General features: G+C 56.7%; 21 protein-coding genes. 5 read left to right on the top strand and 16 right to left on the bottom strand.

Annotated features, from left to right (window positions below; genetic code table 11):
• Positions 1-84: 84 nt before the first annotated feature.
• The 4 genes from phoA to ACZ6J2_RS12885 all read right to left on the bottom strand — a co-directional run bounded on the left by phoA (position 85) and on the right by ACZ6J2_RS12885 (position 4,137).
• A complete protein-coding gene (phoA, locus tag ACZ6J2_RS12900) occupies positions 85-1,500 on the bottom strand; it encodes an alkaline phosphatase (RefSeq protein WP_471725887.1) in 1,416 nt (471 codons plus the stop codon).
• Between the two features lie 99 nt (positions 1,501-1,599).
• Complete coding sequence (iraP, locus tag ACZ6J2_RS12895; protein WP_024906786.1) at positions 1,600-1,860, bottom strand: anti-adapter protein IraP; 261 nt, start codon at positions 1,858-1,860, stop codon at positions 1,600-1,602.
• A gap of 210 nt (positions 1,861-2,070) precedes the next feature.
• On the bottom strand, positions 2,071-3,285 hold the full coding sequence (locus tag ACZ6J2_RS12890) for a multidrug efflux MFS transporter (RefSeq protein WP_029739748.1): 1,215 nt from the start codon (positions 3,283-3,285) through the stop codon (positions 2,071-2,073).
• Positions 3,286-3,417: 132 nt separating this feature from the next.
• Positions 3,418-4,137 (bottom strand): extensin-like domain-containing protein, encoded by a 720-nt coding sequence (locus ACZ6J2_RS12885; RefSeq protein WP_471725885.1) that lies wholly within the window; start codon positions 4,135-4,137, stop codon positions 3,418-3,420.
• Between the two features lie 103 nt (positions 4,138-4,240).
• Here ACZ6J2_RS12885 and ddlA point away from each other — a divergent pair, with 103 nt between their 5' ends.
• Positions 4,241-5,341: a D-alanine--D-alanine ligase gene (gene ddlA, locus ACZ6J2_RS12880; RefSeq protein WP_471725884.1), complete on the top strand. Its 1,101-nt coding sequence runs from the start codon at positions 4,241-4,243 to the stop codon at positions 5,339-5,341.
• On the opposite strand, the gene ACZ6J2_RS12875 is transcribed toward ddlA, so the two are convergent.
• Complete coding sequence (locus tag ACZ6J2_RS12875; protein WP_023310528.1) at positions 5,338-5,565, bottom strand: DUF2754 domain-containing protein; 228 nt, start codon at positions 5,563-5,565, stop codon at positions 5,338-5,340. The genes ddlA and ACZ6J2_RS12875 overlap by 4 nt on opposite strands.
• A 249-nt stretch (positions 5,566-5,814) precedes the next feature.
• Here ACZ6J2_RS12875 and ACZ6J2_RS12870 point away from each other — a divergent pair, with 249 nt between their 5' ends.
• On the top strand, positions 5,815-6,114 hold the full coding sequence (locus ACZ6J2_RS12870) for a DUF2755 family protein (RefSeq protein ID WP_008503287.1): 300 nt from the start codon (positions 5,815-5,817) through the stop codon (positions 6,112-6,114).
• Here ACZ6J2_RS12870 and ACZ6J2_RS12865 read toward each other — a convergent pair.
• From ACZ6J2_RS12865 to ACZ6J2_RS12855, 3 genes are all read right to left on the bottom strand, one after another.
• On the bottom strand, positions 6,111-7,208 hold the full coding sequence (locus tag ACZ6J2_RS12865) for a DUF1615 domain-containing protein (protein ID WP_045400611.1): 1,098 nt from the start codon (positions 7,206-7,208) through the stop codon (positions 6,111-6,113). The genes ACZ6J2_RS12870 and ACZ6J2_RS12865 overlap by 4 nt on opposite strands.
• Positions 7,209-7,222: 14 nt before the next feature.
• Positions 7,223-8,443 (bottom strand): peptide antibiotic transporter SbmA, encoded by a 1,221-nt coding sequence (gene sbmA / locus ACZ6J2_RS12860; protein ID WP_033144739.1) that lies wholly within the window; start codon positions 8,441-8,443, stop codon positions 7,223-7,225.
• 115 nt (positions 8,444-8,558) lie between these two features.
• A complete protein-coding gene (locus ACZ6J2_RS12855; RefSeq protein WP_471725883.1) occupies positions 8,559-9,092 on the bottom strand; it encodes an isochorismatase family protein in 534 nt (177 codons plus the stop codon).
• A gap of 204 nt (positions 9,093-9,296) precedes the next feature.
• Between ACZ6J2_RS12855 and ampH the strand changes: the two genes are divergently transcribed.
• Positions 9,297-10,457 carry a D-alanyl-D-alanine-carboxypeptidase/endopeptidase AmpH gene (gene ampH / locus ACZ6J2_RS12850; RefSeq protein WP_032661607.1) on the top strand — a complete coding sequence of 387 codons (1,161 nt, stop codon included), beginning with the start codon at positions 9,297-9,299 and terminating at the stop codon, positions 10,455-10,457.
• A gap of 2 nt (positions 10,458-10,459) precedes the next feature.
• On the opposite strand, the gene ACZ6J2_RS12845 is transcribed toward ampH, so the two are convergent.
• Entirely contained in the window at positions 10,460-11,083 is a 624-nt protein-coding gene (locus ACZ6J2_RS12845; RefSeq protein WP_471725882.1) for a helix-turn-helix domain-containing protein, read from the bottom strand.
• 94 nt (positions 11,084-11,177) lie between these two features.
• Positions 11,178-13,952: an autotransporter outer membrane beta-barrel domain-containing protein gene (locus ACZ6J2_RS12840; RefSeq protein ID WP_471725881.1), complete on the bottom strand. Its 2,775-nt coding sequence runs from the start codon at positions 13,950-13,952 to the stop codon at positions 11,178-11,180.
• A gap of 450 nt (positions 13,953-14,402) precedes the next feature.
• Between ACZ6J2_RS12840 and hemB the strand changes: the two genes are divergently transcribed.
• Positions 14,403-15,377 carry a porphobilinogen synthase gene (gene hemB, locus ACZ6J2_RS12835; RefSeq protein WP_028017695.1) on the top strand — a complete coding sequence of 325 codons (975 nt, stop codon included), beginning with the start codon at positions 14,403-14,405 and terminating at the stop codon, positions 15,375-15,377.
• A 127-nt stretch (positions 15,378-15,504) separates the two neighbouring features.
• The gene (olsF, locus tag ACZ6J2_RS12830) at positions 15,505-17,229 is read left to right on the top strand and encodes a bifunctional ornithine lipid synthase OlsF (protein ID WP_471725880.1); all 1,725 of its coding nucleotides are present in this window, start codon (positions 15,505-15,507) and stop codon (positions 17,227-17,229) included.
• 69 nt (positions 17,230-17,298) lie between these two features.
• Here the strand turns inward: olsF and tauD are convergent, their stop codons facing one another.
• From tauD to mmuP, 6 genes are all read right to left on the bottom strand, one after another.
• Positions 17,299-18,150 (bottom strand): taurine dioxygenase, encoded by an 852-nt coding sequence (gene tauD / locus ACZ6J2_RS12825; protein WP_471725879.1) that lies wholly within the window; start codon positions 18,148-18,150, stop codon positions 17,299-17,301.
• Positions 18,147-18,974, bottom strand: a complete 828-nt coding sequence (gene tauC / locus ACZ6J2_RS12820) for a taurine ABC transporter permease TauC (RefSeq protein WP_471725878.1) — start codon at positions 18,972-18,974, stop codon at positions 18,147-18,149. Before tauC ends, tauD begins: the two co-directional genes overlap by 4 nt.
• On the bottom strand, positions 18,971-19,738 hold the full coding sequence (gene tauB, locus ACZ6J2_RS12815; protein WP_335279892.1) for a taurine ABC transporter ATP-binding subunit: 768 nt from the start codon (positions 19,736-19,738) through the stop codon (positions 18,971-18,973). Before tauB ends, tauC begins: the two co-directional genes overlap by 4 nt.
• Before the next feature lie 10 nt (positions 19,739-19,748).
• Positions 19,749-20,711 carry a taurine ABC transporter substrate-binding protein gene (gene tauA / locus ACZ6J2_RS12810; RefSeq protein WP_023293188.1) on the bottom strand — a complete coding sequence of 321 codons (963 nt, stop codon included), beginning with the start codon at positions 20,709-20,711 and terminating at the stop codon, positions 19,749-19,751.
• 178 nt (positions 20,712-20,889) lie between these two features.
• Positions 20,890-21,822, bottom strand: a complete 933-nt coding sequence (mmuM, locus tag ACZ6J2_RS12805; RefSeq protein WP_471725877.1) for a homocysteine S-methyltransferase — start codon at positions 21,820-21,822, stop codon at positions 20,890-20,892.
• Positions 21,809-23,209, bottom strand: coding sequence for an S-methylmethionine permease (gene mmuP / locus ACZ6J2_RS12800; protein WP_023334652.1), 1,401 nt, complete (start codon positions 23,207-23,209; stop codon positions 21,809-21,811). Before mmuP ends, mmuM begins: the two co-directional genes overlap by 14 nt.
• Between the last annotated feature and the right edge of the window lie 185 nt (positions 23,210-23,394).

Raw genomic sequence — 23,394 nt, 5'->3', positions numbered from 1 at the left:
CATCCTTTTGTGAACATTCCCTGTAAGTCTGGTTCGTGACAGGAAAAAAACCAGCCGACAGATGTGATTTCAGCAGGGATTTTATCATTTAAGACCCAGCGCCGCCTTCATGGTGTAGAACAGATCCGTTTGATCGGTCAGGCCTACCACGTTTGCCGCGTGCGGGCCGTAGGCTGCAATGCGCAGCTGGGTGCCCGTGTGCTCCATGGACTCTTCCTCAGAGTTGCCGTAGCTCAACACCATAACGGAGCCATCTTTGGTATTCAGCGCCTGCGTCAGGCCCGGGGCTTTGGTATCTGCCGGAACGATCTGGCTGGCGTGCGCATGGTCCGCGGTGACGATCACCAGGGTGTTGCCGTCTTTTTTCGCGAACTCAAGCGCCTTCTGCACCGCTTCGTCCAGATCGACGGTTTCGCCAATCTGGCCGCACGGATTCGCCGCATGATCCTGCTTATCGATCGACGCGCCCTCAACCTGCAGGAAGAACCCTTTTTCGCTCTTGCTCAGCAGAGAGATGGCTTTATCGGTCATCGCCGCCAGCGTCGGTACGCTGTCAGTGCGTTTCGGGTTAGGCGTACAGGTTACGGCAGGTTTATCGATATTGCCGTGATAAGAGGCTTTTGGTCCTTCCCAGCGCACGGGCATGTTGCCGTCAGAGAATAGCCCCAGCAGCGGCTTGTCCTGGTTCGCCTCGGTGATGGCTGCCAGCGAATTTGCATCACTCACCAGCTGATAGCCGCGGGCCTGCGCCTGCTCGCGCAGCGTTTTGCCCTGCCACTCGCCCGCCGTCGCGGTTTCTGCGAAGGTTTTCGCGCCGCCGCCGAGGGTCACGTCAGGACGCGCGTTCAGCAGCTGTTCCGTAATCGAGCCTTTGCCGCCTTTTTCCAGCGCGTTCGTCGGGCATTTTTCGCTGGTCACTGACGGACCGTAGCATTTACGCGAGGTCACGTGCGCCACCAGCGCCGCGGGCGTTGCATCCTGAAGTTCAGCGGTGGAGACGTTGCCGGTCGCCAGGCCCGCCGCTTTTGCCATCTCCAGAAGGGTTTGATGATCTTTTTCGTGAATATCCACACCCAGCGCGCCATTATAGGTTTTCACGCCGGTGGACCACGCCGTAGCAGAGGCAGCGGAGTCCGTGACGTAATCCGGTTTACCGGTTTTTTTATCCAGCGCGTAATGGGTATATTGTCCGGTCAGCGGTAATGCGTCGATGCCTTTAAAAAAGCCGCCCGCACCCTCGGCATAATTTCGCGCCGCCGTGATTTCGGAATCCCCCATTCCATCGCCAATAAGCAGAATAATATTTTTCGCCGGCTTATCATTCAGCGAAGCGCGAATAGCGGCAGTTTGATCTTCTGATAAACGGCGTGCGCCGCCAGGCTGGGTGATATCCCCTTTTGCCGCGCGATTATCCAGCACGCTGGTTTGGGCAGTATCGGCATAAACGGCAGGGGTAATTAACAAGGGAAGTAATGCGATGAAAAGTGCGCTCTGTTTCAATTTATTTTCTCCATGTACAAATACATAAAAATAAAAACAGAGCGACTATAGGCATCCTGCATGACAATTCTATGACACGTCGTTACGTCCTGTGACGGTTTAGCTGCGCGGATGCCTTAACAGCTTCTTTACGTACTGGTGGAGCATCTCGGCATCCTCAACCGGAACCTGCGATTCAGGCCTGACGCTGTCCAGCGCGCCTTCCACGCTCTCAATCAACGCCTGTTGATCGGTTTTCGCCATTTGTCGCAGCAGCGCGGTGACCACAATTTCCAGCGCTTCGACCTGAGCAACCAGCTCTTTTGACTCCTCTTCCTTTTGTGCCAGCTTGACCAGCAATTCAGCAATGAGATTTTTCATCGTGCCAGTTCCTTTTTCAGTTTTGTCTGAAGTTAGCATTCTGAATCCATAATGCAAAGAGAAGAAATTTATTATGGTATGCAAAAGTGATGCAGGAATGAAAATAAAGGAACGCCGCGGTGAGCGAAACGTTTTTCTATAAAAAAGCGCCGCATTTTGTTATATAAAAATGCGGCTACCATAAGAATATATAATACATCAATGAAACGATTATCTCGACGATTTCGCTTCCGCCATTTGTCTGCGGCGACGCAGCGCAATAGCCAGCTGGATAATATTGATTAAAACGACAATCGCCGTGGCGGCAAATACCCAACGAAAACCGGCCATCGCGGAAACGGATGCGCCAATAAGCGGACCGGCCACATTCCCCAGATACATAAATGACTGGTTATATCCAAAAATACGCCCCGTCACCTGATCGCTGGAATATTTAACCAGCAGGGTCTGTACCGCAGGCAACATTGCACCATCAGCAAACCCGAGCAGGAATCGCAATACGCCAAGCTGAAGCGGAGAGGTGACAAACGACATCGCGAAGAAGAGCACGACCGCAAAGATCAGCGTCGCCATCAGGATGCGCGCCGTGCCGATCCTGTCACCCAGTTTTCCCAGACGCGGCGCGGAAATCAGGGCGGATACGCCCGGCACGGCGGCAATCATGCCGCTCAGAAAAGCGATATTTGTACTTTCCGGCTCCATCGACTTGATAAACAACGCCAGGATCGGACCGACCGAACCGTTACAAAGCTGGATAACCATAGTGGTCACAAACAGGCTGATCATCAGTCCCGGATAGGGCAGCGAGGCGAAGACGGCCTTGCCGCTCAGGCGTTCAGATTTACTGATAACCGGGCGGCCTCCCTCTTTGATAAGAAAGAGCGTGACCAGAAAACTGACCACCAGCAGGATCGCGGTGATGATAAATACCGCGCGCAGCCCGACGTGGTCCGCCAGAAAGCCGCCCAGCAGCGGACCGCCGATGACGCCGCTGATCTGTGCCGTGGAGAGCGTACTCAGCGCCCAGCCGCTACGCTCGCGCGGCACCTGAGAGGCGACCAGCGCCATGGCATTCGGAATGTACCCGGACGTCAGCCCCATTACCGCACGCAGGAAAAACAGCTGCCAGACGTTGGTGGCGAAGGCCTGGAGCAGAATGGCAATCGCCATCCCGAGCGAGGCGCGCAGCAGCATCAGTTTTCTACCTTTCCGATCCGCCAGGCTGCCCCACATCGGTGACACAATGGCGGAGACCAGAAACGTGACGCTGAACGTCAGGCCGGACCACATGGAGAGCGCTTCATGCGAGGTCACCCCCAGCTGCGAGACGTACAGCGGCAGGAACGGCAGGATCTGGCTGATGGCCAGCCCGGTAAAGAAGCAGCCGAACCAGACCGAGATGAGATTAACTTTCCAGGATTCCATAAAGAAATAGTCTTCATTTTTAGGCGAATTCGCCTACAGATTAGCAAGTTACGCGTTTTGACGTCGCACCAGAGATGCGGCCCGACTGACTTTGGTGTTTTATCTTCCCAGTCATCATATTTGTGAAATAAGTCACAATTCATCCATTTTCTGGCGGAATATTATGCTGCACCGACAGAGTCCGAAACCGCGCATTCCCAGATGAAAATGGTTGGCATGCGCCGCGTTATACTCCGGCCCCAGGCCGTTTCCGTAGTAGCCGCAGCTTGCCGCCAGCATGGCCTTCAGCCATGGCTGCGTTGTTGCCGCCTTCCAGCCGTTCAGTACCGTGATGCGCTCCCCGTTCGCCAGCCGAAAGGCGGCGATATCCAGCGCCTCCGCCGTGGCATGTTCACTGCGTCGCGCGTCAGAGCGGTGGTAAATATTGCGGCAGGCAAAGCTGCCGAGGTGGTCGATACGCGCCAGGTCGCTGCCCGTATAGCGTTTTGTCAGCGGCCGGGCCTGCTGACTGATAAACAGCGCAGAGCTGAGCGCCAGCGGACAGCTGGCAAGAAAGCTGCTGTTCAGGCTGACCGGGCCAAAATCACGCACGCGCACGACGTTGTTAAGCGGACACGCGCCGCCGCTGTCGGCCACCGGCTGGGTGCGGATGAGATCTCTTTGGTTAGCCTGCGAAAGCAGGCTTGCGCACGCCTCGGGGGTTAGGCGCCGGAGCTTATACTGGGTGATTCGGCCCGGCGGGTCGTCAAGCGTCAGCGGCATGAAAGGGTTGTAGTAAGGCGGCAACCAGCGGTAACCCACCGTTGCAACGGCCACAATGATGAATACGGTCAGCAGCGTTTTTCCTTTCACTCTCCCCCCTCAACATTCCCCAAAACATTATGGCAGAAGGCCGCGAAACCCGCCGGGCATCGTGGTATGTTATTGGCTTTTCGTCAGACTGGAAGAGAGTGAGATGGCTAAGCAGCGCGTAGGTATTGTCTTTGGGGGAAAATCAGCGGAGCACGAAGTGTCATTGCAATCGGCCAAAAATATCGTTGATGCGATCGATAAAAGCCGTTTCGACGTGGTGCTGCTGGGCATTGATAAACAGGGGCAGTGGCACGTTAACGATGCCAGCCAGTATCTGCTGAATGCTCACGATCCGGCGCACATCGCCCTTAATCCTTCGGAAGTGAGCGTCGCCACCGTACCCGGCGTCGTGAAGGGGCAGCTCATCGACGCCGGCAACGCGCAGGCACTCGCCCAGATCGACGTTGTCTTCCCTATCGTTCACGGCACTCTGGGCGAAGATGGTTCCCTGCAGGGAATGCTGCGCATGGCCAACCTGCCGTTCGTCGGCTCGGACGTCCTCGGCTCTGCCGCGTGCATGGACAAAGACGTCACCAAACGCCTGCTGCGCGATGCCGGGCTGAATATTGCGCCATTCGTGACCCTCACCCGCGCCAACCGCGACAAACACAGCTTCGCGCAAATTAGCGGAGAGCTGGGTCTGCCGCTGTTTGTGAAGCCTGCAAACCAGGGCTCCTCCGTGGGCGTCAGCAAAGTCGCCAGCGAAGCGGAGTTCACGCAGGCTGTCCGTCTGGCGTTTGAGTTCGACCATAAAGTGGTGGTTGAGCAGGGCATCAAAGGCCGTGAAATTGAGTGCGCCGTGCTGGGCAACGATTTCCCACAGGCGAGCACCTGCGGCGAGGTGGTGTTAAACAGCGACTTCTATTCGTACGACACCAAATACATCGATGACAAAGGCGCGCAGGTTGTCGTTCCTGCGGATATCGATCCGTCGATTAACGATAAGATCCGGGCGATCGCCATTCGCGCTTATCAGACGCTCGGCTGCTGCGGCATGGCGCGCGTGGATGTGTTCCTGACGCCGGAAAACGAAGTGGTGATCAATGAAATCAACACGCTGCCGGGGTTCACTAACATCAGCATGTATCCAAAACTGTGGCAGGCCAGCGGCCTGAGCTACCCGGAACTGATCACCCGCCTGATCGAACTGGCGCTGGAGCGTCACGCCGCCGACAGCGCGCTTAAAAGTTCCGTAAACGGTTAATCGGCGCTCTTCGCCTCATCCGCTGTCGTCTCTTCAGGACGACGGCGGATAATCAACCCCGCCAGCCAGAAACTTATCACCCAGGTCACCAGCCCGACGGCATAGGTTTGCCATCCTTTTGCTTCAAACCCCAACAGGCCCACGACACCATTAAGAATAAAGATCAGCCCGATAGCAAAGGCGTAGTAGTGCCAGTCACGGCGTAGTTTGGACGTGAGCTTCATAACAACTCCGGCAGGAAAAAAAGACATCCTCTCACAGTTTTACGGCCAGGTCTGTGGCAGATACGGAAATTCTGAAACGTGACGCAATTTCACTTAAGTGATGAAATTGTGATGTGCTGCAGAAATCGACAATCCAGGAGGATTCCGGCGCGTAAATTACCACGATTCTGATATTGACAAATGCGATGACCTGTCAAACTCACCCCGTAAGACGCGTATTAAAACAGAGTGATACCACGGGAGGTCAACATGGCTGACTTTACATTGTCGAAACCGATTTTTGGCGGCAAACCAAAAACCTCCACGGCGGGTAATATCGCTTATGCCCTGTTTGTCCTGTTCTGCTTCTGGGCCGGTTCCCAGCTGCTCAACATGCTGGTCCATGCGCCTGGCGTTTATGAACACCTGATGCAGGTGCAGGATAACGGACGCCCGCGAGTTGAGATTGGGTTTGGCGTCAGCACCCTGTTCGGCCTGATCCCCTTCCTCGCGGGATGTATGATTCTGGGTGTTGTAGCATTAGTTTTGCGCTTTCGCCGTCGCCGTTAAAGCCCCATACAGCGCGCCCGGCGATCGTCCACGCGTTTTGCGAACCATGCGGTGGTCAGGTTACGCGTGATCTTCGGGCTTTCCAGCTGGATCCCCGGCAGGATAGCCCTCGGTAACGTTTTCCCACTTTTCTGCTCAGCAAGCGCAAACACCTTGTTGTACAGATCCGTTTTCTCAAAGGCCAGGCTGTCGCCTTTCTCTAGCTGACGGCGAATGTCGCTGTTGCTCAAGCCAAGCGTGGTCGATAATTTCCGTACTGCCAGCTCGGTGCTTCCCGCCTCACTGCTGCCGTAAGCGATGAGATCGCCGTCCAGCGCCAACTTAACGCCGCTTGCGCGGCTGACCGCACTCTGGAACGCCGCATTACGGCTGGCGTACCAGCCCGCGTTAAAGTCGGCAAAGCGGTACAGCGGCTCATTGTAGTTCGCCGGGTAGTTCAACAGGTGATACGTGCCGAACCACAGCCCACCGCGCAGGGAGAAGACCTCCTGACGTACCGTACCGTCGATTTTCCACGGGTAGCCGTCGGTATGCTTCTCCGCGAACGCAATACTCACCTGCATCGGGCCACCGGTGTGTACCGGGTTCAGCGAGCCAAACAGCTTCTGCCCCATCGGGACCATACTGATGAAATCATCAAAGATGGCGCTGAGCTGTTTTTCGGTTTTCACCGCATCCAGCCGCTCGCTGTAGCTTTTGCCGTTCGGTGAGGTGATTTTAAGCGCGGTGTGCACAAGGAAAACCGGGATATGCATGGACTCCGCGCGACGGTCGATCTCTTTCCAGGCAATTTTGTTCAGGCCCGGCACGACCGGGTCTGACTGGTACATCGACTCCTGCTGCGCCACCGCCAGCACCGAGCAGATATTCTCCTCGGTCGGCGCGATCTTTTGGCTTTCAAAGGTTTTTGCCAGGGCATCTGCCCACGCGTTGCGATCCTTCACGCTGGCGGGCATTTTCTGCCGCACAACGCTCGCCACATCGACGGGCTTCTCCCCCTTTTTGAGCGGAGCGGCCCCTTTTTCGGCACAGCCTGCCAACACAAGAGCGGCCAGCAAGGACAACGGTAACGCGCGCGGTACGGCAAAAGACATAGCAACTTCCTGTATTAGCTAAAGGTGTTGGTGACTTCCTGCAGGTCACGATCGTCCAGCTCACGTTCAAAACTGCGCAGACGTTTGTAGATGGACATCAGTTCTACCAGGGTGGTCCAGGAGCTGATCAGGTACTGGAACGACCCGCGAACCTGACCGAAAACGTTGGTGATCTGCGTCATCAGACCGAGCGTAATCGTACCCGCAACAATCGACGGGAACAGCAGGAACAAACCGAAAACGTTATCCACCTGCAGATACAAAATACGGGCAATGTTGAAATACATATAGTGGAAGTAGAGTCGGAAGTAGTTACGACGCACGGCGCCAAACAGCTCGCGGACGGTCGGCGGCGAGGCGCGGTTGGCGTCATCTTCACCGTAAACCAGCTCTTTACGGTAAGCGGCTTCCACGCGTTGATTTTTAAACTCCAGACCCGGCAGTTTGATCCCGACCACCGCCAGCAGGCCCGTACCCATCAGCGACCAGACGATCGCGGCAATCACCAGACCATAAGGAATATGGCCGACAATCGGCAGATCCGGCACGTGCGCCGAGAGCGTCACCAGCACCGGCAGGAAGGCAATCAGCGTCATGATGGCGTTGATAAAGCTGACGCCCATGTCTTCAAGCGTGGAGGCAAAACGCATGGTGTCCTCCTGCACGCGCTGTGCGGCGCCTTCGATATGCCGCAGGTGCTGCCAGTGCGCCATATAATGTTCGTTCATTGCGGTACGCCAGCGGAAAACGTAGTGGCTGACGAAGAAGTTGTTCATCACGCCGATGATCACCGCAATAAGGGCGATACCGAGGAAGACGCCTACTTCATGATAGAACTGGTTGATGGTCACCTTATGCGGCGAGCTCAGCGCGGTCTGGATCAGATCGTAGAACGGCGCATACCAGGCGTTAACCGCCACGCCCACCTCCACGAGGAACCAGGTCACAAAGATAATCAGGGATGTGCCGAGAATAGACCAGTACTGCCAGCGGTGCGGAGAATACATAAACCAGAACAGCGCAAACAGCCCTACGCACACCGTGTAGTAGGCGTAAAACAGCAGATAGCTGAGCGACCAGAAGCGCGCCGCGCTAATCGGCACCTCGCCCGTTGCTCCCGTGATGCGCGTCAGCCATGCGCCGCCGCCCGCCTGCCAGAAAATGACAGCGATGAGTGCCCAAATAAATGCCGACAGGAAAAAAGGCCCCGGCTTTGGGAAAAAAGACTTAAACATAATGCTTCCTTCTTGTTGTTATGGCTGTTGCTGTGCACAACACGTTACCACACGAAAAACCTGCCCAGGCCAGCCTCCCGGCCCGGGCAAAAAGGTCAGACCCGAGGGTTGATTATTAGTTCGCTTTCCAGTTTTCGAGAATTGTTTCGGTGCGTTTCACCGCGAGAGGATTCGCCGGCGCGATGAAGTTACGCCAGACGTCGTTGTGGTGGTTAATCAGGATCCGCGCATCTGCCGCCGGGCGATTGGCGGTAGTGTGGGCATCTTCCGCCACGGTAATGTGATAACCCCGGCTAACGCCGTTCTTAACCGTCGCATCAACGCAGTAATCGGTGGCGCAGCCGCAGATGACAAACTCGCGAATGCCCTGCTCACGCAGCAGCGCCTCAAGCACGGTGTTATAGAAGGCATCACAGGCGGTTTTGGTCACATATAGCGCGTCAGCTGGCTGATGGAGCTCAGGCAGTAGCGCAAACCCTTCGCTTCCCTCTTCCAGGCCCCCGGCCTCGGTATGCTGAATAAAAATCACCTTGTCGGCTGCCTGCGTAAGCTGGTTGATCAGAGAGACACACTTTTCGCGCTGATGACGAGGGGTTTCAAATACCCCGTTCTGCATATCAACAACCATAACCACACGCTTCTCAGACATACCGTTCTCCGTAAGATTGAGTGACACTGGTGCCTATCATAAGCCCGATGTCACAAAATGGGAGATGGCTCGTCAGTAAATTGTTCATATTTACCCATGGTTACGTTTTTCTCGCTATCGTTATGCAATTCGGGGCATTGCGCGGTTCCGATTAGTAGTATAAATACCCATTACTTTCCTCATTTACTTCATGGATGCTTTTCGTTGAAACGTTGTCTGCTCTCTTTTGCCGCGCTGTGTGCGGTGAGCTTTTCTACCGCCCAGGCAGCCCAACCGCTGACGGCGCCCGTTTTAGCTTCAGATATTGCCGATCGCTACGCGAACCTTATCTATTACGGCAGCGGCGCGACCGGGATGGCGATGGTCGTCATTGACGGCAACCAGCGTGTGTTCCGCAGCTTTGGCGAAACACGCCCAGGAAATAACGTTCACCCGCAGCTGGATTCCGTTATCCGCATCGCGTCCTTAACCAAGCTGATGACCAGCGAAATGCTGGTGAAATTGCTCGACCAGGGCGTGGTGAAACTCGACGACCCGCTCAGCAAATACGCGCCTCCAGGTGCCCGGGTTCCAACCTGGCAGGGTACGCCGATTCGGCTTGTGAACCTTGCCACCCACACCAGCGCCCTGCCGCGCGAGCAGCCAGGCGGGGCAGCGCACCGTGACGTATTTGTCTGGCCAACGCGCGACCAGCGCTGGAGCTACCTGAGTACCGCCACGCTGAAGGCGGCGCCGGGTTCGCAGGCCTCTTATTCAAACCTGGCCTTTGACCTGCTGGCGGACGCCCTTTCAACGGCGGCTGGCAAGCCCTACACGCAGCTGTTTGAAGAGCAGATAACCCGTCCGCTGGGTATGAAAGACACCACCTTTACCCCGTCCCCTGATCAGTGTCGTCGCCTGATGGTGGCGGAGAAAGGCGCTAGCCCCTGTAATAACACGCTCGCGGCCGTGGGCAGCGGCGGGGTCTATTCCACGCCTGGCGACATGATGCGCTGGATGCAGCAGTTCCTTTCCTCAGATTTCTACGCCCGCAGCAGCCAGGCCGATCGCATGCAGACCCTGATTTATCAGCGCACTCAGCTGCACCGCGTCATCGGGATGGACGTGCCGGGTAAAGCCGATGCGCTCGGTATGGGCTGGGTCTATATGGCACCGAAAAATGGCCGTCCGGGTATTATTCAGAAAACCGGCGGCGGCGGCGGATTCATCACCTATATGGCCATGATCCCGCAGTCAAACGTCGGCGCGTTTGTGGTGGTCACCCGCTCCCCGCATACGCGTTTCGTCAATATGAGTGACGGGATTAATAACTTAGTGGCTGAACTGAGCGCCAATAAAGCACAGGTTCTCACCGCGTCTAACTAATCCTAATATTCCGTGGGCAAGCGGTTGATGCTGACCAGCTTGCCCCGGCTCATGTTGATATAGTTTCCCTGTCTCAGGGCGGCAAGCACCTCGGCAACAACGGAGCGTGAAATTCGTGTGCTCTGTTGAATATGATTCATCACACCGATTTTTGAACGCAGCGTTTCATCCCATTCCGCCATATTCAGCAGCATCGAGCGGATCTGGTGATAGGAGTTATTTCCCACCAGCTGCTTATCGCGTTTCTCGAGAACGTAAGTTATCCAGGATAACCAGCAGAAGGCCTCTTTCCAGAGTGAATACTGCTGGATGAGTTGACGGGTGGTTTCCGTGGGCAAATAAAAACCGGTACAGGCTGTTTTAGCAATCACCCTGTATTCGTGAGAGTGATTAATCACCACCGTAGACAGCCCGAATATAAAAGGGGCAGTCGCAATCCCCACCAGCAGTTCATCAGAAGTTCGATAAACCTCAATAACGCCGGTTTGTAATACGATCGTACAAGGCTCATTCCATTCGCCTGACGTAATTAATTGCTGGGGCGCACATGTAAAAGGGGTACTGGCCGCTGTTAAATACTGTTCGAGCCGGCGTAATTCAGAAAGCGGTTTCGCATTAACGTTCATGCAGACCTCAAGTCATCCGTATTTGTCGGTTCAATATTATTTTTATTACTTCTATAAAAAGCGGGGGAGATAATTACTCCCCCGCTTTTATTCATTACCAGGTATATTTCACGCCCAGATTTGCGCCCCAGTTCTGATCAACGTCGCCGCCGCCCAGATAAGTGGCATCAGTGTACGCACTGAAGTTCTTCGTGAAGCTGAACTGGGTGCCCAGCCCTACCCGCACAGCGGAGCCTTTCACGCCGTTATCAATGCTGTCGCCGTTAATATCGGCATTGTTATCGGCGTCGTCATAGACGTAGGCCAGTTTGAAGTAAGGCGTCAGAGCCTGTTCGCCGCCGTAGTTGAAGGTGTAACCCGTATCAACGCCGAGTTCATAACGCAGGCTATCGTATGATTGTCCATCTACGCGCATGTCATTGCTCAGACGATAATCATCGCCAGACTGGAACAGGCCAGAGACGGCTGCATATGGCGTAACGTAGCCAGAGAGGTTTGGTTTCCAGTCATAGCCCAGCTTCAGCCCAAAACCAACAGCATCATTCGTGGTATTGCCGTCAACGTACTGACCGTTGCTCATGTTGGCGGAGAGATCGCTGTTGAAGCGGGTGTAGCTCAGGGAGCTGTCGAGGAACAGATCGTTCATGAACTTCGCTGACGCATAGATCATCGCAGTCTGGCTATCCTGATCGACCTGACCGGTACGATCGCTGATATCACCCTTCGCGAAACCTGCCGCACCACCGACGAGCCATTTCGCATTATTACCGTCAATCTGGGTGTCCACACCCACCATAATGCCGCTCACGTCCTGATCGTAGCTGATAACGCCATTGTCACCGTCGAAGTTACCACCGAAGTAGCTCACCCACGCCCCGCCGTTATCCGCCAGGCCGTGACGGCTGTTGGTCAGACGCGTGCCGACGGTATCCTGCTGCAGATTCCAGATATTGGTATTGGCAGATGGGATGCTCAGCGCCATATTGGCAGAGTCGGTCAGCTCTTTCTGCTGAAGGACAACGGAATCACCCTGCTGCTGCGCCTGATAGGTGTAAGCACCTAAATCAGCTTTGTTTGCGGCAGTGAAGCTGGCTGTGGTATCCGCGTTATTGTCATAGACGCGAATAATCTCTTTGTTTTTGTAATCAGCAACGGAACCGGCACCGGTCGCATCGTCGATGCGCACCTGGTAGTTACCCGCAACGTCACCGTTCACTGACAGATGGCCGTCTGAGTTAATCGCCACAACACCGTAGTCGTAATCGGCATTGTACTTATCGTTAGTGATATAGCGTGCGTTGTTCAGATCGCTGTTCAGGACGTAATCACGGCTGGCAACGTTCAGCACCCCGCCATCGGTCAGTTCCATATTGTGCGTATCAACCTGACCCAGCCCCAGCGCCAGCTCAGCACCGTTATCCACGGTGATGGTGTTGGCATACAGTTCGGCCGTTTCTTCCGTCAGTGCCGCACGGCTATAGCTGTCCAGATACAGATGGTCGGTCGCCACGCCACCGCTGTCTCCAATATTCATTGATGAAGCATTGGTCAGGGTGATGGAGTCCGCCAGCAGACCAGAGTCTTCAACGTTAACCTGAGACTGGTTGTTTACCGTCAGCGTGTCGATGTTAGAAAGCTTGCGGGTATCCCACTCTGAGCCGTTATCCAGCGCGATGTTAAACAGCCCGCTCTGATACACCGCTTCACCCGCAACGTGTCCGTTGCTGTCATAAACGGAATCCGGCCAAATGCTGTTAGGGGATAAGCTACTCCAGTCTACGTTGCTGTAGCCCAGGCCATACATCTGCGCTGGGCCGATAGCCTCGACGCTGGACTGTGCTGCACCGACCCATTTGCTGCCGTTGGTCAGGGTGACATCCAGCTTATCGGTGCCATCCCAGCCGTTGGTGGTTGGGTTATAGACACCGTCTGCACTCGTATCCGTTGCCGGATCGCCGTTCGGATAGAAGTTGTTGTCGAAGGTGCTGGAAAACAGAATATCGCCAGTAACGGTGGAATGATCGAACGTGGCAGTGGTCTGCATCGCGTTATCAGACGCGCTAGCTGCAACGATCAGCGCCGCATCATCCGCTCCCGTGGCATTCGTTTCACCGTAGTCGCTCGGTTTCGCGGTTTGACCGTAGAACCCGCTGGTCCCCAGATCGCTGTACGCGCCTGAGGTCAGAACGGAGTCTTTCACCACCAGCGTATCGGTAAATACTTTGCTGCTGTTGGCTACGCCTTCAACACCGTCGTAAGGAGTGTTATCCGACTCCTGATAACCCTGCGTCAGGGTAATACCGGCAATGTGGGAATTATTCTGGATGACAATATCGGACTCCACATCCAGGGTAATCGCATTACCCAGATTATACGTGTCCAGATAGTGTCTTTCCGTATTTTCCCCATTCACGACGTCATACGCATAATGCTCATAGGTATCGTTAATGGTGGAATTATCTACGGTCAGGCTAAAACGATCGTATTGAGGATGGTTGGTGCCATCGGTATCCAGGCCATCAGCACACGAGGAGGTCATACATTCAGAGGTAATCATGCCATTAATGGTGCTGTTGGAAATGCTTAACGCATTCGCCCGACCATTGATGCCATCATCCAGATAGTATGTTGAAATAACACCATTCACGGTGCTTTTATTAATCACCGGATAAATATCACCGTCGTGGGTCGCGTCTGAGTAATCCCAGTCGGCATAGCCATAATACCAGGGAGTGGAAGCGGTATTATCGTATCCGAATGTATTATATGTCGTACCGGAAATATCCTTCGCATTGGCCTGAGAAGCGATAGCCAGGGTGCAGGCTAATGCAAGTTGAGATACAACGAGTTTCTTTTTCCATGTTTGCATTGGGTCATCCCTCCTCAGGGACGTAAGCAAGTTTGTCCATCAATGATTTTGCAATGTTTAATTGCGGAGGGAATTATGCATTTTCATTTCGAAAAGGTTCAATGAATGTTTCCATTAAGTCCGTATCCAGACTAATAACACATCAAAACCGAGAAAGCATCTGTCACTACAGATAAATATTATAAAAACAAAGCATTAAAATAGAGACAAAACAATAAGGCATATATAAAAATAAATAATGAATCATTTTCAATGATGTTTTCTATTTAATATAAAAACAATATGAATAACTCATCTCCATTTCGGCGTTACACTGACCTGAATTTTATATTGATGACAGAAAACCAGCCCCATCGCATTTTACAAAATAAAATGCCCACTTTTACTAAAACACCTGTCTTCACTTTGAGGTACACTAGCCTTCTTTGTTCCACAAACATCAGGCATACCATGACCGATTTAATTGCACGTCCCCGCCGCCTGCGCAAGTCACCTGCACTGCGCGCTATGTTTGAAGAGACAACCCTGACCTTAAACGATCTGGTGTTGCCGATTTTTGTCGAAGAAGAGATCGATGACTACAAAGCCATCGAAGCCATGCCGGGCGTAATGCGCATTCCGGAGAAATATCTGGCGCGTGAGATTGAACGCATCGCCAACGCGGGGATCCGCTCGGTGATGACCTTCGGCATCTCTCACCATACCGATGCCACCGGCAGCGACGCGTGGAAAGAAGATGGCCTCGTTGCCCGCATGTCGCGCATCTGCAAAGAGACCGTGCCGGAAATGGTGGTAATGTCAGACACCTGCTTCTGCGAATATACCTCTCACGGCCACTGCGGCGTGCTGTGCGATCACGGTGTCGATAACGATGCCACCCTGCTGAACCTCGGAAAACAGGCGGTCGTGGCTGCCGCTGCGGGTGCGGACTTCATCGCGCCCTCTGCCGCAATGGACGGACAGGTTCAGGCGATCCGTCAGGCGCTGGACGCGGCGGGCTTTACCGACACCGCAATCATGTCTTACTCCACCAAATTTGCCTCCTCCTTCTACGGCCCGTTCCGCGAAGCGGCCGGTACGGCGCTGAAGGGCGATCGTAAAACCTATCAGATGAACCCGCTGAACCGTCGGGAAGCGATTCGCGAATCCCTGCTCGACGAAGCCCAGGGCGCAGACTGCCTGATGGTGAAACCAGCGGGCGCGTATCTCGATATCCTGCGCGACATCCGCGAGCGCACCGAGCTGCCATTGGGCGCTTACCAGGTCAGCGGCGAGTACGCGATGATCAAATTCGCCGCGCTGGCCGGTGCGATTGACGAAGAGAAAGTGGTCCTCGAAAGCCTCGGCGCCATCAAACGCGCAGGCGCGGATCTGATCTTCAGCTACTTCGCGCTGGATCTGGCCGAGAAGAAAATTCTGCGTTAATCCGCTTTAGCGCCGGGTAGCGGCTTCGCCTTACCCGGCCTGCTCTCTGCGCTAATCTTCACCAAACTGCAATACAACCGACATCTGCGCCTTCTACTGTCTTCGCAAGACGGCAGGAGGAGTAACCATGTTTAGCCTCGATAGCGTTCTCGACGATCTTTGGCCTCAGGCGAGGCCTGCACCCTGGCAAAAAAGTCTGTTAAAAAGACTGTTTTACGAAGACGAATTTCAGCAATTTGCCGCAGTACACCGCCACCTGAAAGGACTGGATATGGTGGAGCAAGTTCTGGAACACCTTGATATTCTCTGCACCGTTTCCGCCCGCGATCTTGAACAAATCCCCGAACATGGCCCGCTGGTCATTATTGCCAACCACCCGACGGGTACGCTGGACGGCCTGGCGCTGCTGTACGCCGTCTCCCGTGTGCGACGCGACGTTAAAGTCGTCACCAACCGGATGCTGACGCACCTTGAGCCCCTCAGCTCGCTGTTTATTCCGGTGGACAATATGGGCGGCAGGACGGCGAAATCGTCCCTGGTGCAGATGGAACAGCATCTGCAAAACGCAGGCGTGCTGATCTTCTTCCCGGCCGGAGAAGTTTCCCGCCCCACGCGCAAGGGCATTCGCGATAAAAAATGGCACTCTGGCTTTATCAAACTCGCCAGCAAGCTGCGGGCCCCGCTGCTGCCGGTGCATATTCAGGCGCATAACAGCCTGCTCTTCTATGCCAGCACGCTGGTCTCCCCGACGCTGTCCATGCTGCTGCTGATGCAGCAGATGTTCCGCCGCCGCCACAGCCAGCTGCCGATTAAGATCGGCCAGCAGATCGCCTGGCATCACTGGCACAGCGCCACCCTTTCGTCGCGTGAGATGGCCGAACAATGTCGTCGGCACGTGATGCGTCTTGGCAAGGGATTGCCTGGCGTCTTTAAAACCCAGTGCGCCATTGCCCGTCCGGAAGACCGGGCCACCCTGAAACGCGCGCTGGCGCAGGCCGAATGTCTGGGCAATACCAGCGACGGTAAAACCATCTATCTTTGGCAGCGCAACGGTCAGGAAGACGCCCCGCTGCTGCGCGAGCTGGGCCGCCTGCGCGAGATTGCCTTTCGCGCGGTCGAGGAAGGGAGCGGCAAACGCCGGGACACCGACTGCTACGATGATGATTATCTGCACCTGATCCTGTGGGATGATGAGGATCTGGAGATCGTCGGCGCGTATCGCTTTATGCCGACCGCCAGACAGGTTGAACGCCGCGGTCTGGAAGGGTTGTACAGCTATAGCCTGTTCCACTACGACGACAAAATGCAGGACGTGCTGGAGCACGGTATTGAGCTGGGGCGCAGCTTTATTCAGCCGCGCTACTGGGGACGCCGTGGCCTGGACTATTTATGGTCCGGCATTGGGGCCTACCTGGCGCGTTATCCGAACTACCGCTACCTGTTTGGCCCGGTCTCCATTTCCGGCGGCTTACCGCCTGCCGCGCGGGATCTGCTGGTGGCCTTTTACCGCCTGTGGTTCCCGGCAACGCATCCGCTCGCCGCGTCACGTCAGCCGTATCCCGCATCGCTGCCGGACGTGCTCGCGCAGTTTGGCGGCGTGGATTACGTGGACGATCTGACGAAGCTGAAATCCCTGCTCGGCAATCTTGGCTGCGGCATTCCGCCGCTCTACAAACAGTATTCCGAGCTTTGCGAGCCCGGCGGCGTGCAGTTTATTGATTTTGGCAGCGACCCGGCATTTAACGACTGCGTCGACGGGCTGGTGCTGGTGGATTTGTGTTACCTGAAGGCGAACCGGTATCAGCGGTATATAGAGGCGCATTTAATACCCTCACTCCAGCCCTCTCCCTAACAGGGAGAGGGTGAAAACCGCACCGGGCAGTCCCCTCGCCCCTTTGGGGAGAGGGTTAGGGTGAGGGGATCAAGGCGCACGGTAAAACGGCTTATCCCCCAAAATCGTCGCCCGCTGCATAATCCTGCGCTGCGGAAGATAGTCCGCACTGGCGTAGTGCTGCGTCACGCGATTATCCCAGATCGCCAGGTCATTCTCCTGCCAGCGCCAGCGCACCTGAAACTCCGGCCTGGTGATATGCGCGAAGAGGAAGCTTAACAGCGCCTCACTCTCTTTCTCGGACACGTCCACAATGCGCGTCGTGAACCCTTCGTTCACGAACAGCGCCTGCTTGCCGGTGACCGGATGGGTCCGCACCACCGGGTGCAGTAGCGGAGGATGTTTCGCAACCGCCTCCTGCCAGCGCTGATGCTCCTCTTCCGTTTTACGGTACTTGTACTCCTGGAACGATTTTTTGAAGTCGTGCTCCGCCCGCAGCCCGCTCAGCAGCGTCCGGAACGGCGCGGAGAGCGCCTCATACGCCGCAATGCCGCTGGTCCACAGCGTATCGCCGCCGGTTTCCGGCAGCAGCTTCGCCGCCAGAATCGCCCCGGCGGGCGGCGTCTCGATAAAGGTCACGTCGGTATGCCAGTTGTCGTTGTCCGGCGGGTTATCGTTGTGGGTATCCAGAACGATAATCTCCTCCACGCCCTCCGCATGCGGATAGACGGGGTGGATATGCAGATCGCCAAAGCGCAGGGCCAGCGCGCGCTGCTGCTGCGGGGTGATCGCCTGTTCGCGCAGGAACACAACCTGATGGCGCAGCACCGCGTGGTACAGCTGCTCGAACTGGTTATCGCTTAGCGGACGGGTCACATCCAGGCCCGACACCTGCGCGCCAATGTACGGCCCCAGCGGGGTAATGGTCAGACGTTCACTCATTGTATTTCTCCATGCCAGGGCGTCAGGCGACGCTGTAACGCGCGCAGCCCCAGTTCTAATCCGAAGGCGATCGCGGCGATCACCGCAATCCCTGCCAGCACCACGTCAGTCGCCAGGAACTCTCCCGCCGACTGCACCATAAACCCAAGGCCGCGCGTGGCCGCAATCAGCTCTGCCGCCACCAGCGTGGACCAGCCCACGCCGAGGCCGATGCGCAGCCCGGTTAAAATTTCCGGCAGCGCGCCCGGTAAAATCACGAACAGCAGCACCTGCGTGCGGCTGGCTCCCAGCGACTGCGCCGCGCGGATCCGCACCTGCTGGGCGCTCTTCACGCCCGCCAGCGCCGACATGGCAACCGGGGCGAAAATCGCCAGATAAATCAGCAGGATTTTTGACGTTTCACCGATGCCAAACCAGATCACCATCAGCGGCAGATAGGCCAGCGGCGGCACCGGACGGTAAAGCTCAATCAGCGGATCGAGAATACCGCGCACCGTCGGGCTTAAGCCCATCGCGATCCCGACCGGTATCCCGATAATTACCGCTGCCAGCAGCGCCACCAGAATACGCGCCAGACTGGCTCCAAGATGCTGCCAGAGCGTGGCATCCATAAAGCCCTGCGGCCCGGCGATGGTAATGAGTTTGGCCAGCACCTGGTCCGGCGGCGGCAGAAACAGCGGGCTGACCCACTGCTGGGCAGCAACCGCCCACCACACCGCCAGCAGTACCAGCAGCGTACCGACGCTCAACGTGATTTGGCGCGAGAAAGGCCAGCGCAGCGCCAGACGCGTGCGGCGCGTTTTTTCACTGAAGACGATGCTCATGAGAAAGCCTCCCGTTGTTCAAACACGCGGCTTAAGACGTATTCACGCTGTTCGATAAACAGCGGATCGGATTTGATGCTGCGCACGGGCTCTCCCGCGACGTAGCGGCGGGCGAATTCCAGCGGCAAGCGCTCCAGCACGCGGCCCGGCCCCGGCGAGAGCAGCACCAGCTCCGTCGCCATAAACACCGCCTCTTCGATATCGTGGGTAATCAGCAGCACCTGCTTGCCCGTCTCGTGCCACAGGCGCAGCAGCAGGGTTTGCATCTGCTCGCGGGTGAAGGCATCCAGCGCCCCGAACGGCTCGTCCAGCAGCAACAGCTGCGGATTCGCGGCCAGCGCGCGGGCAATACCGACGCGCTGACGCTGGCCGCCGGAAAGCTGCCAGATAAAGCGTTTTTCCGCCCCTTCCAGCCCCACTTTTTTCAGCATCGCCCGCGCCGTTTCCAGCCGCTGTTCGCGGTTGATGCCCGCAAGCTGTAGCCCAAACGCCACGTTTTCCTGCACGTTTCGCCAGGGAAGCAACCCTTCGTTCTGGAAGACCACGCCGCGCTCGGCGCCCGGGCCTTCCACCTTTTTGCCTTCCAGTTGAATGGTGCCATGCTGATAAGGGACAAACCCGGCGATCAGATTCAGCAGCGTGGTTTTTCCGCACCCGGACGGGCCCAGCACCACCAGCAGCTCACCGCTGTCCAGCGTCAGGTTGATATCCTCCAGCGCGGGTTTCCCACCGTAATCGGCGTACAGGTTCGTAATATTCAGCATGGCGGACTCCTTATTTCACAAAACGATCGGTCACGTACTGGCTGTAATCCGCCGCCACCGCAGGCACTTTGCCCTGCTCTTTCAGGAAGGTGGCGGTATCCACAATCGCTTTGTTCACCGGCCCGGTCAGCTGCTGCACCTGCTGCGCGGGGGTCAGATAGGTATTGCCCTTCACCAGACCCGGCACGTCCGCTTCCGGCACGCCGCTCAGGCGGGAGAGTTTTTCCAGGTTGGCGGGCTGCTTCAGCCATTCATCCGGGTTAGAGATGTACGGCTGCTGGGCGTCAATCGCGCTTTTGGCGAAGGCTTTCACCACTTCGGGATGTTTCTCGGCAAAGTCTTTGCGCACGACCCACACGTCGAGGGTTGGCGCGCCCCACTGGCCCACTTTTTCAGAGTCGGTCAGCACGGTGCCGTCTTTTTCCAGTTCGTTCACTGCCGGTGCCCAGACGTAAGCCCCGTCAATATCCCCGCGCTGCCAGGCGGCGATAATCGCCGGCGGCTGCAGGTTAATGATTTGTACCTGACCCGGCTTGATGCCCCAGTGTTTGAGCGCCGCCAGCAGGCTGTAGTGGGTGGTGGAGATAAACGGCACGGCGATGCGTTTGCCGATCAGATCTTCCGGTTTAGTGATGTTTTTCTTCACCACCAGCGCTTCAGAGTTACCGAGCTGCGAGGCGAGCAGGAAAACCTCGATCGGCACCTGCTGGCTGGCCGCAACCGCCAGCGGGCTGGAGCCGATATTGCCGATCTGCACGTCGCCGGAGGCTAACGCACGCACGACGGACGCCCCGCTGTCGAACTTGCGCCAGTCGACTTTCGCGCCGCTCTCTTTGGCAAAGGTGTTGTCCGCCTGCGCGACTTTCGCCGGTTCCGCAGAGGTTTGATACGCGACGGTGACGTCCACCGCCTGCGCCTGAAATGCCCACAGCGCCAGTGCGCCGAGAAGTGTGATTCGCGATGAAATTGCCATAGTGCCTGCTCCCCTTGTTGTTATGAGGGCAGTATTTCCGGCGCGGGAATTTTGATAAAGGAATAAAAATGAATCGCTCATAACGATTCGTTTTTAGATAAAAAGCGGGAAAGGATAGCGAATTTTGTGCGGTTCGTTTTTTCCCCTCTCCCCGTGGGAGAGGGTCAGGGTGAGGGCATCAGCGCTGCGCGCTCAGCTCAGCAATGTCTTTCGGCGTGGTGCGACAACATCCGCCAATCAGCTTCGCGCCGGCTTCCAGCCACTGCGGCAAATACCCTACCAGCGTCTCGCACGCTTCTCCGTGGTGGTGCCAGGTTTTGGTTACCGCGTCATAATGCTCGCCCGAGTTCGGATAGACCACCAGCGGCAGCGACGTCAGGCTTTGCAGATGCTTCAGGGCCGCCGTGGTGTTTTCCAGTGCGATGCAGTTAATGCCCAGCGCGACAATCTGCGGAGAGTTTGCCAGCGCGCTGACCACCTCACGCAGCGGCGTGCCGTCGCTCAGGTGCTCGCTGTCGCGTAAGGTGAACGAGAACCACGCCCGGGCGCGGGGGTACCCGGCCAGAAGCGCCGCCAGCGCCTTGATCTCCACAAACGAAGGCAGCGTTTCGCAGGCCAGCAGGTCAGCGCCCGCATCCAGCAGCGCTTCCACGCGCGGGCGGTGGAAGGCAGTAAACTCCCCGGCGCTGCGCACGTAGTCGCCGCGATACTCTGAGCCATCCGCCAGATACGCGCCGTACGGCCCAACGGAGCCCGCCACCAGCAGCGTGCCCGCGTGCGGGTTTTCAGCCAGATACGCTTCGCGCGCCTTACGCGCCAGCTCCACGCTTTTACCGATCAGCGCGCGGGACTGCGCCTCGTCCAGACCGCGCGCCGCAAAGCCCGCAGGCGTGGCCTGATAGCTGGCGGTGATCGCCACCTGCGCGCCCGCCCGGTAGTAATCGAGATGCACTTCACGGATGAGTTCCGGGTTTTCCACCAGCACTTTGGCTGACCAGAGGCTGTCTGCCAGGTTACAGCCGCGCGCTTCCAGCTCCGTCGCCATCGCGCCATCCAGCACCACAAACGGCTGTTTTTCAAGGATGGCGGTAAGCGGGTTATTCTGCGACATGTTCAGGCTCCTGCGATGTCATATTTCGGGTCAGGTAGTACGCACCATAACACAGGGCGACAAACGGAAGCCCGCAATAAAGGGCAATGCGCTGGCTCGGGTCAAACCACAGGCCGACACACGCCACCACGCAGAGGATAAAACCGAGCACCGGCACCAGCGGATACCACGGCGCGCGATACTGCAGCGCAGAGAGCGGCTGACCGGACTGCAGATGACGGCGACGGAAAACGAAGTGCGACGCGCAGATGCTGATCCACACCGCCACCACCGCAAAGCCAGAAATCGCCGAGAGTGCGACAAACACCGTGTCCGGGGCCACGACGCTTGAGAACAGCGCCAGCACGCCGCCGAGCATAGAGACCGAGAGCGCCGTCAGCGGCACGCCGTTTTTGTTCACGCGGGCAAAGCAGCGCGGCAGCGTTTTCTCATTCGACAGCGACCACAGCATGCGCCCGGAAGCGTACAGCCCCGAGTTCGCCGCCGAGAGGATCGCCGTCAGGATCACGAAGTTAACGATGTCTGCCGCGTAAGGAATACCGACCTTTTCAAACACCAGCACGAACGGGCTCTTTTCCACGCCCGCCTGCTGCATCGGGATCAGCGCCGCCAGCACAAACACGGTACCGATAAAGAAGATAATCAGGCGCGCGATGGTGGTGCGGATCGCAACCGGAATCACCTTGTGCGGATTTTCCGTTTCGCCCGCCGCGATGCCGATGAGCTCGGTACCGGAGAAGGCAAAGTTCACCGCCACCATGGTCATCAGGATCGGCAGGCCGCCGTGCGGGAACCAGCCCTCGGCGGTGATGTTGCTTAAGCCCGGCGCGGGTGAACCGTCCTGCATCGGGATAAAGCCAAAGACCGCCGCCCCGCCAAGGATAATAAAGGCGATGATGGTGATGACTTTCACCAGGGAGAACCAGAACTCGCCTTCCGCAAAGAAGCGCGTAGAGATGACGTTCAGGCCAAAAATCACCACGCAGAAGACCACGCACCACGCCCAGACGGGCACCTGCGGAAACCAGTACTGCATGCAGAACCCGGCGGCGGTAAAGCTCGACCCGAGCGCCACCGTCCAGGTGAGCCAGTAGAGCCACGCTACGGTGTAGCCCGTCGCCGGACCAAGATAGCGGGCAGCATAGACGTGGAACGCGCCGGTTTCCGGCATCGCCACAGAGAGCTCGCCCAGACACTGCATCACCAGCCAGACCACCAGCGCACCTATCAGGTACGCCAGCAGCGTGCCCGCCGCCCCGGTCGTTGAAATGATGTATCCGGTATTGAAGAATAACCCTGTCCCAATCACGCCACCCAGCGAGAGCATAATCAGGTGGCGTGTTTTCATGGTGCGCTTAAGCTGCCCATTTTCTTGTTGTGTTTGCATATTACCTTCTATACGTATGGACATCTAAACATCCAAAGAAGGTGTGTTATACCGCGATTGTTAATAAAAAGCTAGATGACCAGACGCAAACGGGCACGCCTCGCGCTGAGCCTGGGGTGGGTCGTGAGGATCACATAGAGAATCGGACGCCAGGCCATAAGCACCTCCGCAAGCAGATACTTACA

It is taken from the genome of Enterobacter sp. E14S, from assembly GCF_055666685.1.
Note: the sequence above shows the minus strand (reverse complement) of the source record. Positions and strands in the feature narration are given on the sequence as shown.